The organism is Thauera butanivorans NBRC 103042, from assembly GCF_001591165.1.
In the GTDB taxonomy this organism is placed as follows: domain Bacteria; phylum Pseudomonadota; class Gammaproteobacteria; order Burkholderiales; family Rhodocyclaceae; genus Thauera; species Thauera butanivorans.
The window spans coordinates 1-15,013 of sequence record NZ_BCUG01000083.1 but is presented as its reverse complement, the minus strand read 5'-3'; the positions used below and the strand labels follow the sequence as shown (position 1 = coordinate 15,013).

At 65.1% G+C, this 15,013-nt stretch carries 18 protein-coding genes; 16 read left to right on the top strand and 2 right to left on the bottom strand.

Annotated features, from left to right (window positions below; translation table 11 throughout):
* The 15 genes from TBU01S_RS21465 to TBU01S_RS21395 all read left to right on the top strand — a co-directional run.
* On the top strand, positions 1 to 521 hold a 521-nt coding region (locus TBU01S_RS21465; RefSeq protein ID WP_169802994.1), incomplete at its 5' end, for a LysR family substrate-binding domain-containing protein.
* Positions 518 to 784, top strand: a complete 267-nt coding sequence (locus TBU01S_RS21460) for an EexN family lipoprotein (RefSeq protein ID WP_068639534.1) — start codon at positions 518 to 520, stop codon at positions 782 to 784. The genes TBU01S_RS21465 and TBU01S_RS21460, both read left to right, overlap by 4 nt.
* A 235-nt stretch (positions 785 to 1,019) precedes the next feature.
* Positions 1,020 to 3,017 (top strand): conjugal transfer protein TraG, encoded by a 1,998-nt coding sequence (locus tag TBU01S_RS21455; protein WP_068639533.1) that lies wholly within the window; start codon positions 1,020 to 1,022, stop codon positions 3,015 to 3,017.
* Positions 3,014 to 3,490, top strand: a complete 477-nt coding sequence (locus TBU01S_RS21450) for a ribbon-helix-helix protein, CopG family (RefSeq protein ID WP_068639532.1) — start codon at positions 3,014 to 3,016, stop codon at positions 3,488 to 3,490. Before TBU01S_RS21455 ends, TBU01S_RS21450 begins: the two co-directional genes overlap by 4 nt.
* Before the next feature lie 68 nt (positions 3,491 to 3,558).
* Positions 3,559 to 4,533 carry a P-type conjugative transfer ATPase TrbB gene (trbB, locus tag TBU01S_RS21445; RefSeq protein WP_439654563.1) on the top strand — a complete coding sequence of 325 codons (975 nt, stop codon included), beginning with the start codon at positions 3,559 to 3,561 and terminating at the stop codon, positions 4,531 to 4,533.
* Positions 4,530 to 4,916, top strand: coding sequence for a TrbC/VirB2 family type IV secretion system protein (locus TBU01S_RS21440; RefSeq protein ID WP_022995779.1), 387 nt, complete (start codon positions 4,530 to 4,532; stop codon positions 4,914 to 4,916). Before trbB ends, TBU01S_RS21440 begins: the two co-directional genes overlap by 4 nt.
* Entirely contained in the window at positions 4,913 to 5,185 is a 273-nt protein-coding gene (locus TBU01S_RS21435) for a VirB3 family type IV secretion system protein (RefSeq protein WP_022995778.1), read from the top strand. Before TBU01S_RS21440 ends, TBU01S_RS21435 begins: the two co-directional genes overlap by 4 nt.
* A gap of 10 nt (positions 5,186 to 5,195) precedes the next feature.
* Positions 5,196 to 7,646 carry a conjugal transfer protein TrbE gene (trbE, locus tag TBU01S_RS21430; RefSeq protein WP_068639530.1) on the top strand — a complete coding sequence of 817 codons (2,451 nt, stop codon included), beginning with the start codon at positions 5,196 to 5,198 and terminating at the stop codon, positions 7,644 to 7,646.
* The gene (gene trbJ, locus TBU01S_RS21425; protein ID WP_068639529.1) at positions 7,643 to 8,380 is read left to right on the top strand and encodes a P-type conjugative transfer protein TrbJ; all 738 of its coding nucleotides are present in this window, start codon (positions 7,643 to 7,645) and stop codon (positions 8,378 to 8,380) included. The genes trbE and trbJ overlap by 4 nt, the downstream gene beginning before the upstream one ends.
* Positions 8,381 to 8,392: 12 nt before the next feature.
* Entirely contained in the window at positions 8,393 to 8,719 is a 327-nt protein-coding gene (locus TBU01S_RS21420; protein WP_068639528.1) for a hypothetical protein, read from the top strand.
* Positions 8,716 to 10,092: a P-type conjugative transfer protein TrbL gene (trbL, locus tag TBU01S_RS21415; protein ID WP_068639527.1), complete on the top strand. Its 1,377-nt coding sequence runs from the start codon at positions 8,716 to 8,718 to the stop codon at positions 10,090 to 10,092. The genes TBU01S_RS21420 and trbL overlap by 4 nt, the downstream gene beginning before the upstream one ends.
* 18 nt (positions 10,093 to 10,110) lie before the next feature.
* On the top strand, positions 10,111 to 10,815 hold the full coding sequence (gene trbF, locus TBU01S_RS21410) for a conjugal transfer protein TrbF (protein ID WP_068639526.1): 705 nt from the start codon (positions 10,111 to 10,113) through the stop codon (positions 10,813 to 10,815).
* Complete coding sequence (gene trbG / locus TBU01S_RS21405) at positions 10,812 to 11,816, top strand: P-type conjugative transfer protein TrbG (protein WP_068639525.1); 1,005 nt, start codon at positions 10,812 to 10,814, stop codon at positions 11,814 to 11,816. The genes trbF and trbG overlap by 4 nt, the downstream gene beginning before the upstream one ends.
* A 2-nt stretch (positions 11,817 to 11,818) precedes the next feature.
* Complete coding sequence (locus TBU01S_RS21400; RefSeq protein WP_068639524.1) at positions 11,819 to 13,075, top strand: TraB/TrbI/VirB10 family type IV secretion system protein; 1,257 nt, start codon at positions 11,819 to 11,821, stop codon at positions 13,073 to 13,075.
* Complete coding sequence (locus tag TBU01S_RS21395; RefSeq protein WP_068639523.1) at positions 13,072 to 13,296, top strand: DUF2274 domain-containing protein; 225 nt, start codon at positions 13,072 to 13,074, stop codon at positions 13,294 to 13,296. The genes TBU01S_RS21400 and TBU01S_RS21395 overlap by 4 nt, the downstream gene beginning before the upstream one ends.
* Positions 13,297 to 13,401: 105 nt before the next feature.
* On the opposite strand, the gene TBU01S_RS24185 is transcribed toward TBU01S_RS21395, so the two are convergent.
* Complete coding sequence (locus TBU01S_RS24185; RefSeq protein ID WP_130487774.1) at positions 13,402 to 13,692, bottom strand: hypothetical protein; 291 nt, start codon at positions 13,690 to 13,692, stop codon at positions 13,402 to 13,404.
* A 51-nt stretch (positions 13,693 to 13,743) separates the two neighbouring features.
* Positions 13,744 to 13,842 carry a sigma factor-like helix-turn-helix DNA-binding protein gene (locus tag TBU01S_RS25195; RefSeq protein ID WP_369404225.1) on the bottom strand — a complete coding sequence of 33 codons (99 nt, stop codon included), beginning with the start codon at positions 13,840 to 13,842 and terminating at the stop codon, positions 13,744 to 13,746.
* 704 nt (positions 13,843 to 14,546) lie between these two features.
* On the opposite strand from TBU01S_RS25195, the gene TBU01S_RS21380 reads away from it, so the two are divergent.
* Positions 14,547 to 15,013 (top strand): GntR family transcriptional regulator (locus tag TBU01S_RS21380; RefSeq protein ID WP_157659243.1); only part of this gene is annotated, 467 nt, incomplete at its 3' end.

The following is a 15,013-nucleotide window of genomic DNA, read 5'->3' as shown; positions in this document are numbered from 1 at the left end:
ACGTGGGTTTCGCGCAGTCCGATGAATTGGGCGATGGCGTCGTGGCTCAAGCAGTCTGGAGTGACCCCCTGATGGTGGCAGTGCCTGCGCGGCATCCACTGCTCAGGCACAAGCGCATACCGCTGGAAGAGTTGCTGCGCCATCCTCTGGTGCTGTGCGATCCACAAGTATGCGAAGGCCATGCGCGCCAAGTCGAGCGCGTGCTGCGCCGCTCGGACATGGAGCCGCTGATTGCTGAGCGCGTGGCGTCCTGCGATTTGATGATGGCGCTGGTGTCGGCCGGCTTTGCGTTGGGCCTGACTGGTGCACCACACATCGCGGCCAGCCGCGAGCCGGGTGTGGTCGCGCGGCCTCTGGCGGGCCGTTCCCCTGTGCTAACGACTTATCTGCTGCATCGAGAAGGTGAGTCTTCGGAAGTGCTGTCTCGATTCATCGAAAGGGTGCAGGCCATCGACTTGCCCGAAGGCGTGAGACCCGCGCGACCACCTGAACCCGATCCCCCGGAGGACATCGAGCCATGAAGCGACTTACCCCTTTGTTGCTGGTTGCAGCACTCACGGCCTGCGGCCCGTCCGAGCCGCCGAAGCAGCAAGCCAATGTGCCGACCGTGGACGAACTGGCCGCTGATCCCGAGCGTTTGAAGGAACTGCGCCGTCAGTGCAAGACCGAGCGGCCGACGATGGGCGACGTGTTGTGTAACCGGGTGGCCGAAGCGACGAACAAGCGCTTCTTCGGCGACGGCAAGGTGCCTTACACGCCATCGGAAACGCCGCCGAAGTTCTGACCGTTGGCGGCTTGCCGCATATCTTCGTTTTCTTTCTCGACACGCCGCAGTGCGCTCGCGCCTGCGGCTTTTTTACTGATTTCGCCCCTGCATGAAACCATGCTTTTTGCATCACCTTGCTGCCGATAACGGTCTTTGACCGGCACTGAACCGGCACCGATCCTGACGCCTGCGGCACGCCTTTGTGCCGCGTTTCCCACGGGGAATCAGCGCAGGAGAAATCGGAGGCCAAGGTATGCAGGCTCAGGGTGTGTTGTTCGGGCAGATCGCCGCCGTCTTTGGCATCGTGATCGCCGGTGTGTGGGGTGCCACGCAATGGACAGCTGCCGCCTTGGGCTACCAGCTACGCCTGGGCTCGCCCTGGTTCGACTTCCACGGTACGCCGGTCTATTACCCATGGAAGCTGTTCGAATGGTGGTTCTTCTTCGACGCCTACGCGCCGCAGGTGTTCGACACCGGCGGCATGATCGCGGCTGGCAGCGGCTTGCTGGCTGTGGTGGTCGCCATCGCCATGTCGGTGTGGCGCTCGCGCCAGGCGCGCAAGGTGACGACTTATGGCTCGGCCCGCTGGGCCGATGCCACCGACATTCGCAAGGCAGGGCTGACGCAGCCTGCTGGCGTCTTTCTCGGCAAGTATCGCAACGAGTATCTGCGCCATGAAGGCCCGGAACACGTCCTGACTTTCGCACCCACCCGCTCGGGCAAGGGTGTCGGCTTGGTCGTCCCGACATTGTTGTCCTGGCCGGCTTCGGCCGTCATCCATGACATCAAGGGCGAGAACTGGCAGATCACCGCAGGCTGGCGCTCGCGCTTCTCGCACTGCCTGCTGTTCAACCCGACCGATGCCAGTTCGGCAGCCTACAACCCGCTACTGGAAGTCCGGCGCGGCGCGCATGAGGTGCGTGATGTACAGAACATCGCGGACATCCTGGTCGATCCCGAAGGCGCGTTGGAGAAGCGCAACCACTGGGAGAAGACCAGTCACGCGCTGCTGGTCGGCGCGATCCTGCATGTGCTCTATGCAGGCGAAGACAAGACGCTGTGTGGAGTCGCCAACTTCCTGTCCGATCCGGCCAGCCCGTTCGAGCTGACCTTGCACCGGATGATGACGACCAAACACCTGGGCGATACCCAGCATCCCGTCGTTGCATCCGCTGCCCGCGAAGTGCTCAACAAGTCGGACAACGAGCGTTCCGGCGTATTGAGCACGGCCATGTCGTTCCTGGGCCTGTACCGTGACCCCACGGTGGCCGAAGTCACGTCGCGCTGCGACTGGCGCATCGCTGACCTGATTGCATCCGAGCATCCCGTCTCGCTGTATCTGGTGGTGCCGCCGTCGGACATTTCGCGCACCAAACCGCTGATCCGCCTGATCCTCAACCAGATCGGCCGACGGCTCACCGAATCGCTGGATGGCAGCGACGGCATCGCGCGTCGCCACAAGCTGCTGTTGATGCTCGATGAGTTCCCGGCGCTGGGCCGCCTTGACTTCTTCGAGACAGCGCTGGCCTTCATGGCGGGCTACGGCATCCGCAGCTTCCTCATCGCCCAAAGTCTGAACCAGATTGACAAAGCCTACGGCCAGAACCATTCGATATTGGACAACTGCCATGTGCGTGTGACCTTCGCCACCAACGACGAACGCACGGCCAAACGCATTTCCGAAACACTGGGCACGGCCACTGAATTACGCGCCCAGCGCAACTACGCAGGCCACCGGCTTGCACCGTGGCTGGGGCACCTGATGGTGTCGCGCCAGGAAACCGCACGGCCACTGCTGACGCCGGGCGAAGTGATGCAGCTTCCACCCGATGAAGCGGTCGTGATGGTGTCCAGTGTCGCACCGATTAAGGCGAAGAAGCTGCGCTATTTCGCCGACGCTAATTTCAAGCAACGGGTATTGCCGCCGCCTGCGGTGACGGCTGTTCGCTATGCCGATGTGCCGCCTGCACGACCTGACGATTGGAGCGGCCTGGCGATTCCCGCCGCACCGGCCACGGCATCCGCCGATGACTTGGAGACCCTGGGTTCGACCGATGACGGCGGCCCCCGCCGTCAGCCCGAACTGTCCGAAGCCATCGCCTATGCCCCCGAGATGGATGCCCCGACCAGCGACCTGTCGCTGCTCGATGACGAAGACATGCCCCCGGTGCTTCCCGGCCAGCTCGACCCCGCCCTGCAACGCACGGCGCGACTGGCTTCTCTCGACCCCAACGACGGAATCGACCTATGAGTCAATACCGATTGAACCTGTTCATCCAGCACGAGCACGCCAAGCGCCTCGACGAGCTGGCCGCCAAGAAAGGCGTGTCCAAGTCCAGTATCGTCGCCGCTGCCTTGGCGTCCTGGCTGTCGCCGGATGCCGGCGACCAGCGTGAGGCCGCTATTGCCAAGCGGTTAGATCGCCTGTCGCGGCAAGCTGAGCGGCTGGAGCGTGACCAGAACATCCAGATCGAAACGCTGGCGCTGTTCATCCGCTACTACCTGACCGTCAGTACGCCGGTGCCCGAAGCCCATCAGGATGCGGCTCGTGCTCAGGGTAAGGCGCGTTTCGAGCAGTTCGTGGAGCAGCTTGGCCGCCACCTGCTGCGCGGGCGCAGCCTGGTAAGCGACGTGGTGGAAGAACTGCATCCCGACCCCATGCGCATGGATGAGGCGGCGGCGATGGCTGCCGCCCATGAACGCACTGCGGAGCGTGCGCCATGAGTGCCGTTCCTCAAATCCCAGCCGAACCGCGCTCATCCGCTACAGCGTCCCAGGATCGCCGCATCCAGATGCTACGCACGGCGATGGGGCCGGTGATTGCCGCTGCGCTGGAAGACCCGGACGTGGTGGAAGTGATGCTCAACCCCGACCGGACATTGTGGGTGGATCGTCTGTCCTCTGGCCGTGCGCCGCTCGGCGTCGAACTGCCCGAGGCCGATGGCGAACGCATCATTCGTCTGGTGGCCGCCCATGTCGGTGCGGAGGTACATCGCGGCCAACCGCTCTTGACCGCCGAACTGCCGGAGACGGGCGAACGCTTCGAGGGCATCCTGCCGCCCGCCGCACCTGGCCCGGCCTTTGCGCTGCGCAAGCGCGCAGTGAGCATCATCGGTCTGGATCGCTATGTGGCCGATGGCATCCTGACCGCTGGGCAGGCCGAGTTCCTGCGCCATGCCGTGCGCGAGCGGCAGAACATCCTGATCGCCGGTGGCACCAGCACCGGCAAGACCACGCTGGCCAATGCCTTGCTGGCCGAGATCGCCGCCACCGGCGACCGCGTGCTGGTGCTCGAAGACACCATCGAGCTGCAATGCGCCGCCCGCGACCATGTGCCACTGCGCACCCGCGCGGGCGTCGTGTCCATGACCGAGCTGGTGCGCACCACGATGCGCCTGCGCCCCGACCGCGTGATCGTCGGTGAGGTGCGTGGCGGCGAAGCCCTGGACTTGGTGAAGGTCTGGGGCACCGGCCATCCGGGCGGCATCGCCACCATCCATGCCGGTTCCGCGCTGGGCGCATTGCTGCGCCTCGAACAGTTGATTCTCGAAGTGGCGGTGAACCCGCCGCGTGCGCTGATCGCCGAGGCGGTCAACGTCGTCATCCACATCGCCGGACGCGGCCGCAAACGCCGCGTCGAAAGCATCGCCCGCGTCGTCGGCTTCGACGGAGTGGGCTACCGCCTGGCGGACGCGCAGGAAACGCCGTTTCCCGAGCTGCCGCCGCTTTCTTCCCCGTCCCCTGACCACTCTGGAGAACTGCCATGACGCACGCCCATGCTTTCCGTCTTTCCGTAAATCCGCTTTCCCACCTGTCCAGCCTCGCGCGGCTGCGCAGCCTGGCCCGCCCGGCGGGGCAAGGGCTGCTGCTGGCCGCGCTGCTGCTGTTCCTGGCCGGTACGGCGCAGGCCGCCGGTTCTTCGATGCCGTGGGAAGGCCCGCTGCAATCCATTCTGGAGTCGATCCAGGGGCCGGTGGCGCGCATCGTCGCGGTCATCATCATCATCGCCACGGGCCTGGCGCTGGCCTTCGGCGACACGTCGGGCGGCTTCCGCAAGCTGATCCAGATCGTGTTCGGCTTGTCCATCGCGTTCGCGGCTTCGAGCTTCTTCCTGTCGTTCTTCAGCTTCTCCGGCGGGGCCGTCGTATGAGCGGCGCGGATAGCTTCGCGGCCGGCTTCGAGGTGCCGCTGCATCGCTCGCTGACCGAACCGCTTTTGATGGGTGGCGCACCGCGCACCGTGGCGATCGCCAACGGCACTCTGGCCGCCGCCGTCGGGCTGGGCCTGCAACTCTGGATTCCCGGTGTCGTGCTCTGGATCGTAGGCCACTCGCTGGCCGTCTGGGGCGCGCGTGTCGATCCGCAGTTCATGCAGGTCTTCGCCCGGCACATCAAGCACAAGCCGCTGCTGGACGTGTGAGGGGGATGCCATGCTGAACCTTGCCGAATACCGCCAGCGGCCTGCCTTGCTGGCCGACTGGCTGCCCTGGGCAGGACTGATAGCGCCGGGCGTGGTGCTGAACAAGGATGGTTCGTTTCAGCGCACGGCGCGCTTTCGTGGGCCGGATCTGGACAGCGCCACGCAGGGCGAGCTGATCGCCACCACCGCGCGGCTGAACAACGCGCTGCGCCGGCTGGGTTCGGGCTGGGCGCTGTTCGTGGAAGCCGAGCGCCAGCCAGCGGCGGACTACCCGCATTCCGACTTCCCTGAACCGCTGTCCTGGCTGGTCGATGAAGAACGCCGCGCCGCCTTCGAGGAATCGGGGAACCACTTCGAGAGCGCCTATCACCTGACGCTGGCCTACCTGCCGCCGGAGGAATCCCGCGCTCGCGCGGCCAAGCTGCTCTACGAGCACGCGCCGGGCGATGGCGTGGACTGGCGCGGTCGGCTCGATGCCTTCGTGGCGGAAACCGATCGCGTGTTCGACCTGCTCGATGGCGTGATGCCCGAAATCGCCTGGCTCGATGACGCGCAGACGCTGACCTACCTGCACGCGACCATCTCGACGCGGCGCTACCTCGTAGGCGTGCCCGAGGTGCCTTTCCACCTCGACGCGCTGCTGGCCGATTCCGCGCTGGTCGGTGGTCTGGCGCCCATGCTGGGCGACCAGCACCTGCGCGTGGTGTCGGTGCGGGGCTTCCCGACCTCGACCTGGCCGGGCCTGCTCGATGACTTGAACCGTTTGGGCTTCGCCTACCGCTGGAGCACGCGCTTCCTGTGCCTCGACAAAGCCGAGGCGGAACGGGAACTGGGCCGCCTGCGCCGCCAATGGTTCGCCAAGCGCAAGAACGTCATCGCGCTGCTGCGCGAAACGATCTTCCAACAGGAAAGCCCGCTGGTCGATACCGACGCCAGCAACAAGGCAGCCGATGCTGATGCCGCCTTGCAGGAACTGGGCAGCGATCAAGTCGCCTTCGGCTACCTCACGGCCACGGTGACGGTGCTCGATGCCGACCCGGCCGTGGCGGACGAGAAGCTGCGCATGGTAGAGCGCGTCATCCAGGGCCGGGGCTTCGTCACCATCCCCGAAACCTTGAATGCGGTCGATGCGTGGCTGTCGTCCATTCCGGGCAACGCCTATGCGAACGTGCGCCAGCCCATCGTCTCGACGCTGAACCTGGCGCACATGATGCCGCTGTCGGCGGTGTGGGCCGGCCCGGAGCGCAACAAGCACTTGGACGGCCCGCCGGTGATCGTCACGCGCACCGACGGCGCAACACCGTTTCGCTTGGTCACGCACATCGGCGACGTGGGCCACATGGCCGTGGTCGGCCCGACCGGCATGGGCAAGTCTGCCTTCCTGGCCGTGCTGGCGATGCAATTCCGGCGCTATTTGCACTCGCGCATCTTCGTCTTTGACATGGGCCGCTCCATGCGCGCCACCATCCTGGGCCTAGGCGGCGAGCACTACGACCTCGGCGCGGATGGCGGCATTGCCTTTCAGCCACTCGCGCGCATCGACGCTGAGGGCTACCGCACCTGGGCCGCCGAATGGGTGGAAGGCCGGCTGCTGCACGAAGGCGTCACCGTCGGCCCGGACGAGAAGGCCTCCATCTGGTCGGCGCTCGGCAGTCTGGCCGGTGCGCCCGTGGAGCAGCGCACGATGACCGGGCTTTCGGTGCTGCTGCAATCGAACGCGCTGCGCCAAGCACTCGCGCCCTATGTGCTCGGCGGCGCGCACGGCAAGCTGCTGGATGCAGACCGCGACCGGCTCGGCAGTGCGGACGTTCAGTGCTTCGAGATGGAGGAACTGATGGCCAGCCACGCCGCCGTGCGGTCGGTGCTGGGCTATCTGTTCGCCCGCTTCGATGAACGATTCGACGGTTCGCCCACGCTGCTGATCCTTGATGAATCCTGGCTGTTCTTGGATGACCCAGTATTTGCGGCGCGCATCCGCCAGTGGTTGAAGACGCTGCGCAAGCGCAATGTCAGTGTCGTCTTCGCCACGCAAAGCCTGGCGGACATTCAGAACTCCAGCATCGCGGCGGCCATCATCGAAAGCTGCGCCGTTCGGATTTTCTTGCCCAATCCGCAGGCGACCGAACCGCAGATTCGCACGATCTACGAGGGCTTCGGCCTCAACAGCCGGCAAATCGAGATCGTCGCCACCGCGCAGCCGAAGCAGGACTACTACTACCAATCGCGCCTGGGCAATCGCCTGTTCGACCTCGACCTGGGGCCGGCCGCGCTCGCCTTCGCGGGGGCATCCACACCGCAAGACCAACGCGACATTGACCGCGTGCTGACGCAGGCCGGCGCTCTCGGCTTTGCCGGCGCGTGGCTGCGCCATCGCGGCCTCGATTGGGCCGCCGACCTGCTGCCGTCGTCACTGGCGGCGGCTTCTTTTCTTTCCCAACCACGACAGGAGAACCTGCCATGAAGACCCGTGTGCTTTCCGTTTCGCTCGCTGCCGCGCTGTCGGTGTCGCTGCTGGCCGTGCAGCCCGCATCGGCGCTGACGGTGTTCGACCCGTCCAACTTCGTGCAGAACACGCTGACCGCCGTTCGCACGCTGGAGCAGATCAACAACCAGATCAACCAGCTTCAAAACGAAGCGCAGATGCTGATGAACCAGGCGCGCAACCTGACGAAGCTGGATTTCAATATCGTCAACCGCCTGCGCTCGACGCTCGCCACCACCGAGCGACTGATCGCCGAGGCGCAGGGACTGGCCTACGACGTACAGAGCATGGATGCCACGTTCTCGCGCCTGTACCCGGAGCAGTACGCCGCCACCATCAGCGGCGACCAGATGCTGCGTGATGCGCAGGAACGCTGGAAAAACACGCTGAACGGCCTGCACACCGCGATGCGGATGCAAGCGCAGGTGTCGCAGAACCTGGCGCAAGACGAAAGCGCACTGGCCGATCTCGTAAGCCAGAGCCAGTCGGCCACCGGCGCGCTACAAGCCATGCAGGCGACGAACCAGCTTCTTGCCTTGCAGGCCAAGCAGTCCATCCAGGCCCAACAGCTCCAGATCACGCAAGACCGGGCGGCCTCGCTGGAACTGGCGCGGCAGGCGGCGGCCACCGAACGCGCCCGCGAAGTGCGGCGGCGCTTCCTGGGCACCGGCACGCCGTACACGCCGCAGTCCGTCAACTTCTACAACAACTGACAGGGGGCGGCCATGCGATGCGTTCCTGTCCTGCTGGCCGTGCTGCTGACCGCTTGCGGCCAGCAGCCGACCGAAGACCTGGCCGCGACCTTGGCCGCCGATCCCGTGCGGCTCAAGGCGCTGCGCGCCCGATGCGAAGCTGACCGGCACACCGCAGGCGAAGACACCTGCCGCGCCGCCGCCGAAGCCTTCCGGCGGCGGTTCTTCGCCGGCCAGACCGGGCCGGACGAGTACCGGACGCTGGCCGAACTGCCGCCGATCCCGGCGAGCTTCGACACGCCCACCGAAGACGCGCCGGAAGGCGATGCGCCGCTCGCCGCCCCGGAGGACACGCCATGAACGACGTGACCATCATCGATCGCTTCCTCGACACGTTCTCGCGCTACATCGACTCGGGTTTCGGTCTACTGCAAGGCGAAGTCGCGTTCCTGACGGCCACGCTGATCGTCATCGACATGACCATCGCCGGCCTGTATTGGGCCATGAGCCACGCAACCGGCCAGGGCGAGGACGTAATCGCCAAGCTGCTGCGCAAGGTGCTGTACGTCGGTGCTTTCGCCTACATCATCGGCAACTTCAACTGGCTGGCCAGCATCGTGTTCCGGTCGTTCGCGGGTCTGGGCATCACTGCCACCGGCTCGGCCATCACGATGGAGAACTTCTTGCAGCCGGGCCGGCTGGCGAAGACGGGCATCGACGCCGGGGCGCCGATTCTCGATCAGATCGGCGACATGGCCGGCTTCCCCGAAGTGTTCGTGAACCTCGACCCCATCGTGGTGCTGTTCATCGCCTGGCTGGTGGTGATCCTCTGCTTCTTCGTGCTGGCGGTACAGCTTTTCATCACGCTGATCGAGTTCAAGCTGACCACGCTTGCCGGCTTCGTCTTGATTCCGTTCGCACTCTGGAACAAAACCTCGTTCCTCGCGGAAAAGGTGCTCGGCAACGTGGTGTCGTCGGGCATCAAGGTGCTGGTGCTGGCCGTCATTGTCGGTATCGGTTCGGGCCTGTTCGCGGAGTTCCAGGTGCATCCCGACGAGCCTTCCATCGACCATGCGCTGGTCGTGATGCTGGCCTCGCTCGCGCTGCTGGCGCTGGGCATCTTCGGCCCTGGCATCGCCACGGGCCTTGTGTCCGGTGCGCCGCAGCTCGGCGCGGGCGCGATGGCCGGCGCGGCCGTCGGCGCGGTCGGCACCGGCGTTGCCATCGGTGCCGCCGCGACTGGCGTGGGCGGTGCGGTCATGGCGGGCGCACGCATGGCCCCGGCCGCCGCCAAGCTGGCCGGCAGCGGCGCACGCGCTGCCACGTCGGCGGCCAGCAGCGCCAAGTCCGCATTCCAGGCCGGTTCCGCCGCTGCGGGCGGTGGGGCCAAGGGCGCGGCTGCGGGCCTGAGCAACGTCGCCAAGACCGGCGCGCAGGCGGCAGGCCGCCGCGCTGCGTCCGGCGCTTCCGCTGCCGGGCAGAAGATGGCCGATTCCTTCCGTGCTGGCTGGAACGGCACCGACGCCGGCGCTGCCGGTTCCGGCCAGGCCACCGCAGGCGAAGGCGCGGACAGCGCCTCCAGCGCGCCGAAGCAGGAGCAACCCGCCTGGGCCAAGCGGATGCACCGCCGCCAGCAGATCACCCATGCCGCGACCACCGCCGCCCACACGCTGCGCGGTGGCGACGGCGGCGGCTCGGGGCAAGGCCCGAGCCTGCGCGATTCCGATACCTGACCCTCAAGGAGAACACCCATGCGATTCAAACGCCCGCAGGTGCGCTATGCCGATACGCCGCAACCTGCAACCCCTTACCAGTCTGCCGCTCAGGTGTGGGACGACCGTATCGGCTCGGCCCGCGTCCAGGCCAAGAACTGGCGATTCATGGCTTTCGGCTGCCTCACGCTCGCGCTGCTGATGGCCGGCGGCCTGGTATGGCGCTCGGCGCAGTCCATCGTCACCCCCTATGTCATCGAGGTCGATCAGTCGGGGCAGGTGCGCGCCGTCGGCGAAGCCGCCACGCCGTACCGCCCCGCCGATGCGCAAATCGCGCACCACTTGGCGCGCTTCGTGACGCTGGTGCGCTCGCTGTCCATCGACCCCATCGTGGTGCGGCAGAACTGGCTGGATGCCTACGACTACACCACCGACAAAGGCGCGGCGGTGCTCAACGACTACGCCAGCAAGAACGACCCCTTCGCCCGCATCGGCAAGGAGTCGGTGACGGTGCAGATCACCAGCGTGACCCGCGCCAGCGACACGTCTTTCAACGTGCGCTGGACGGAACAGCGATTCGTCAACGGTGCCGCCGCTGGCACCGAGCGGTGGAACGCCGTGCTTTCCACCGTCCTGCAAACCCCGCGCACCGAACAGCGCCTGCGCAAGAACCCCTTGGGGATCTACGTCAATGGCCTGTCGTGGAGCCGCGAACTGGATTCTTCCGAAGGAGCCAAGCCATGAACCTGCCTTTCCGCTTTTACGCTTTGCCGTCGATCCTGCTGGCATCGACTGTCCTGTTCTCGGGCTGCGCCTCGCAGGGTAAGCCACCGCCGTCCATCTCGCTCGATGAGCCGGTGCAGGCGCAGCCGCTGCCGGAGCCACCCGCGCCGGTGGAAGTGGTCGCCGTGCCCGAGCCGCTAGCGCTGCCGGCGCAGTTGAAGCCTTTACCCGACGTGGACGCGGCCCCGGCTGCGCCGGAGCCGGCCGACGAGAAGGTGCGTGTCTCGCGTGCGAATGCCGAGGCGCGCATCGCGCCCACGCGCGAGGGCTACGTCAATGCGATTCAGGTGTGGCCCTTTACGGACGGCGCGCTCTATCAGGTCTATGCCGCGCCGGGGCGCGTGACCGTGGTTTCCTTGCAGCCAGGCGAGGAGCTTGTCACTGTCGCCGCCGGCGACACCGTGCGCTGGATCGTGGGCGACACGTCCAGCGGCAGCGGCGATGCGCTGCGCGTCAATGTGCTGGTCAAGCCCATCCGTTCGGGCCTCAAAACCAATCTGGTCATCACCACCAGCCGCAGGACGTACCTGATGGAGCTGACTTCGACGGAAAAGGCGTGGATGGCGTCGGTGTCCTGGGACTATCCGAAAGACCGGATGCTGGCCTTGCAGCGCCAGGCGCAGGCGGCCAACGCCGCCGAGCCGGTCGATACCGGCCTGTCGCTGGAGAAGATCCGCTTCCGCTACGCGGTCAGCGGCAGCAATCCGCCGTGGAAGCCGCTGCGCGCCTTCGATGACGGCGAGAAGGTCTATATCCAGTTCCCGCCGGGCATCGCGCAAGGCGAGCTGCCGCCGCTGTTCGTGATCGGCGCGCAGGGCGACGGGCAATTGGTGAACTACCGATTCCGCTCGCCATACTACATCGTGGATCGGCTGTTCGGCGCAGCCGAACTGCGCCTGGGCGGTGATGGCGGCGACGTGGTGCGGATCGAACGCACGGATGGCGTGGCGCGGAGGAACTGACCATGAGCCAGGACGACACTCCCGACCTCGCCACGCCACAAGCGGGCAAAGTCACGCCCGAGGCGGTGGCGCTGCGCGCCCAGCCGCGCCCGGTCACGCGCCTGAACCGGCGCACACTGGCCATCCTCGCAGGCACCCTGTCGGTCGCCGTGCTCTGCGCGCTGATGTGGTCGCTGCAACCGCAGCGACGCGGCGCAGGCGAGCAGACCGAGCTTTACAACGTCGATCGCGTCTCGAAGTCCGAAGGGCTGGATGCGCTGCCGGCGGACTACTCGAAGCTGCCGCCCCCTTTGCCGGCATCCGTGCCGGAGCTGGGGCCGCCGCTGCCTGGCGATCTTGGCCCCGCCATCGTGAAGTCGCAGCAGCCGGTAACGGCCGCCTATGCGGCCCCCGGCCACGACCCCAACGATGCGCTGCGCAAGGAAGCCGAAGCGGCGGCGGCATCGTCGGTGTTCTTCCGCTCAGGGTCGCAGGCCGCGCCGGTGGCACAGACGCAGGTGGCCGCCGCGCCGGGCTTCGCCGCCAATGCGGCCTTCGACCCACTGGCGGCCGGGCCTGCCGACCCGATCGCCGTACAGAACCGGCAAGACCAGAAAGAGGCTTTCCAGAAAGCCAGAACCACGGAAACCCGTAATTCCGGCAATCTGACCCTGCCGGCTTCGCCGTATCAGGTCATGGCCGGAACGGTGGTGGCCGGGGCGCTGGTGACGGGCATCAAGTCGGACTTGCCGGGCGACGTGATCGCCACGGTGACGGAGCCGGTCTATGACACGGCCACCGGCAAGTTCCTGCTGATCCCGCAGGGGTCGCGCATCCTGGGCAAATACAACAGCCAGGTCAGTTACGGGCAGAGCCGCGTGCAGGTGGTGTGGAACCGGATCATCCTGCCCGACACGTCTTCGCTCACGCTCGACAACCTAGCCGGCACCGACCCGGCTGGTTATGCCGGGCTGGAAGACGATGTGGACTGGCATTGGGATCGGATCTTTGCTGGTGCCGTGCTGACGACACTGCTGGGTGTGGGAGCCGAACTGGCCGCACCTGAAAACCGTCAGGACGGTGATCGCGTCATCATCGCCGGGCGCGACAGCGCGCAGGACAGCATCAATCAGGTCGGCCAGGAGATGACCCGGCGCAACCTCAACATCCAGCCCACCTTGACGCAGCGCCCCGGCTTGCCGGTACGCATCATCGTGAACCGTGATCTGGTGTTGCGGCCCTATCAGCCGTTGTTTTTCAACAAGGGGACTTCCCGATGAGCACGACCAGGAAACTGCGGCTTGGGCCGCTGCCCAAGACCGAGAGCGTCAAGCTGACCTTTGCCTGCCCGGCCAGCCTGAAAGCCGACCTCGATCGCTACGCCGCGCTGCACGCGCAGGCGTATGGCGAGGCCGTGGATGCCGTGACGCTGATCCCGCACATGCTGGAGGCATTCATGGCGGGGGATCGCGGATTCAAGAGAACAAGCACTACAACCTGAATTTGCCTGTCCAAATGACGTTAGCGGCTACGTTTTCAATATGACCATGTTTCCAACGAACTACAGGAGCTTGTGGTATCTGCCTACGCGCACGACCTGCTGTCGCTACACAGCGTTTGCTTTGAACCCATCTGATGCCAAGGCATCAGATGCCGCCTTCTGAGCTTCCTTGTGAGCCTGAGATACATCGAGTCCGCCATTCTGAACGAATGTTTTGACCTTCTTGTACGTGCGAAATTCATCCAGGCTGATATCCCCATTCTTCAGTTGATCAGAAACCAACATTTCAGCCGTGTGACGATCGTACTTTTTTACCAGCTGATCAAAGTCGAAATTTTCTTTCGCCTCACGGCATGTTCCAAGAACTTCGCGCCCAGCATCAATAAGCTTGCTCATATTTTTACCTCTTCCAGTTAGTCGATCAGGATCGTCGCTAGTGAGTCTTGACTAGCGACGGTTGCGGGATATCTGAGAAACACGAGACTGGGAGATCCCCAGCCGCCGCCCCACTTCAGCCTGAGACCAACCTTCGGCAAGGAGATGCATCGCTGCGTTGTCGCGCTGTTCGATGGTGACAGTGTTCGGATCGAAACGGGTTGTCTGTGCCAGACCGGGTACGGGCTCTTCGTAGTGAACAGTTCGACCATCTGTATGGCGAGCATTCACCTGAAGTGTTCCGGTTCGCTTATTCACTCGTACCTCGAAGGATGCGACATTGGGATCGCTTACCAGTTGTTGCGAAATCTCCCCAACAGACTCACGGCGAGAAGCCGGTTGGGGGGGGATAGGTGCGAGTGGTCGGGGAGCCATGTCGTCGTACGTCTCAGTTAAGTTACGCATACTGTAGCACGTTTCTAATGAAACTCATACTACTTTATGAGAAACATGGCTCTGCCGTTTGTCCTGCAGGACTTGAGCATTGGACAGACTGTTAAGCTACGGTCATGACAAGCATGCTGCTCTGCGTTGCCTATGTGCGATAGTGGCCGCCATAGCTTACTGCCGCTTACTTTCCCAACGCTCTTATATGGCTCCTAGCCCACAACGCTGCTGCCTTGGAGCGCGGCATGAAGTAGAGCCAAACCCGCGCCTCTTATAGACTTCTGGCTTGCAGGCTGTTTTCATAAAACGCTTGACATCGGCCCTTTTTTGCCGCCGGGCCGCCTCCAAGGTAAAAGCGCTTTACCGAGGGGCGGCAGCAATTCTTGCTGGGCCGCGCCCGGACATGATCGAAAGGAATGATTCCGGCGATGAGCGTCAAACTGACCGGCACGATGTGGCAGCAGTTCTTCCAGCGTTCGACGTCTCCGGGTTTGAGCTTGCAGGGGCAGATCCGCGAAATGCTGGTGAGTGCCATCCTCGATGGCCAGCTGCCGCTCGATGCGCCGATACCGTCCAGCCGCGAACTGTCGGCGCAACTGGGCGTCGCGCGCAACACCGTGGTCATCGCCTACCAGCAACTGGCCGACGAAGGCTATCTGGTATCGCACGAGCGCAAGGGCCATTTCGTCAACCCGGCGATGCTCGAAGGACGGGCGCAGCCCGCCGGCGCCACGCCGCCGCCGGCCGAAACGGCGCCCACGCCGAGTGCGCGCTCGCCGGAGTGGGGCCGGCGCTTCCGCTTCCGCCCGTCCCTGCAGCGCAACATCGCCAAGCGCGCCGACTGGCAGAGCTACCCCTATCCCTTCCTGTACGGCCAGTTCGACCCCTCGCTGTT

Bases quoted from the DNA above. Each gene is read 5' to 3' on its own strand.
- TBU01S_RS21460 (WP_068639534.1), top strand. From the start codon at position 518: ATGAAGCGACTTACCCCTTTGTTGCTGGTTGCAGCACTCACGGCCTGC.
- TBU01S_RS21455 (WP_068639533.1), top strand. From the start codon at position 1,020: ATGCAGGCTCAGGGTGTGTTGTTCGGGCAGATCGCCGCCGTCTTTGGC.
- TBU01S_RS21450 (WP_068639532.1), top strand. From the start codon at position 3,014: ATGAGTCAATACCGATTGAACCTGTTCATCCAGCACGAGCACGCCAAG.
- trbB (WP_439654563.1), top strand. From the start codon at position 3,559: ATGCTACGCACGGCGATGGGGCCGGTGATTGCCGCTGCGCTGGAAGAC.
- TBU01S_RS21440 (WP_022995779.1), top strand. From the start codon at position 4,530: ATGACGCACGCCCATGCTTTCCGTCTTTCCGTAAATCCGCTTTCCCAC.
- TBU01S_RS21435 (WP_022995778.1), top strand. From the start codon at position 4,913: ATGAGCGGCGCGGATAGCTTCGCGGCCGGCTTCGAGGTGCCGCTGCAT.
- trbE (WP_068639530.1), top strand. From the start codon at position 5,196: ATGCTGAACCTTGCCGAATACCGCCAGCGGCCTGCCTTGCTGGCCGAC.
- trbJ (WP_068639529.1), top strand. From the start codon at position 7,643: ATGAAGACCCGTGTGCTTTCCGTTTCGCTCGCTGCCGCGCTGTCGGTG.
- TBU01S_RS21420 (WP_068639528.1), top strand. From the start codon at position 8,393: ATGCGATGCGTTCCTGTCCTGCTGGCCGTGCTGCTGACCGCTTGCGGC.
- trbL (WP_068639527.1), top strand. From the start codon at position 8,716: ATGAACGACGTGACCATCATCGATCGCTTCCTCGACACGTTCTCGCGC.
- trbF (WP_068639526.1), top strand. From the start codon at position 10,111: ATGCGATTCAAACGCCCGCAGGTGCGCTATGCCGATACGCCGCAACCT.
- trbG (WP_068639525.1), top strand. From the start codon at position 10,812: ATGAACCTGCCTTTCCGCTTTTACGCTTTGCCGTCGATCCTGCTGGCA.
- TBU01S_RS21400 (WP_068639524.1), top strand. From the start codon at position 11,819: ATGAGCCAGGACGACACTCCCGACCTCGCCACGCCACAAGCGGGCAAA.
- TBU01S_RS21395 (WP_068639523.1), top strand. From the start codon at position 13,072: ATGAGCACGACCAGGAAACTGCGGCTTGGGCCGCTGCCCAAGACCGAG.
- TBU01S_RS24185 (WP_130487774.1), bottom strand. From the start codon at position 13,692: ATGAGCAAGCTTATTGATGCTGGGCGCGAAGTTCTTGGAACATGCCGT.
- TBU01S_RS25195 (WP_369404225.1), bottom strand. From the start codon at position 13,842: ATGCATCTCCTTGCCGAAGGTTGGTCTCAGGCTGAAGTGGGGCGGCGG.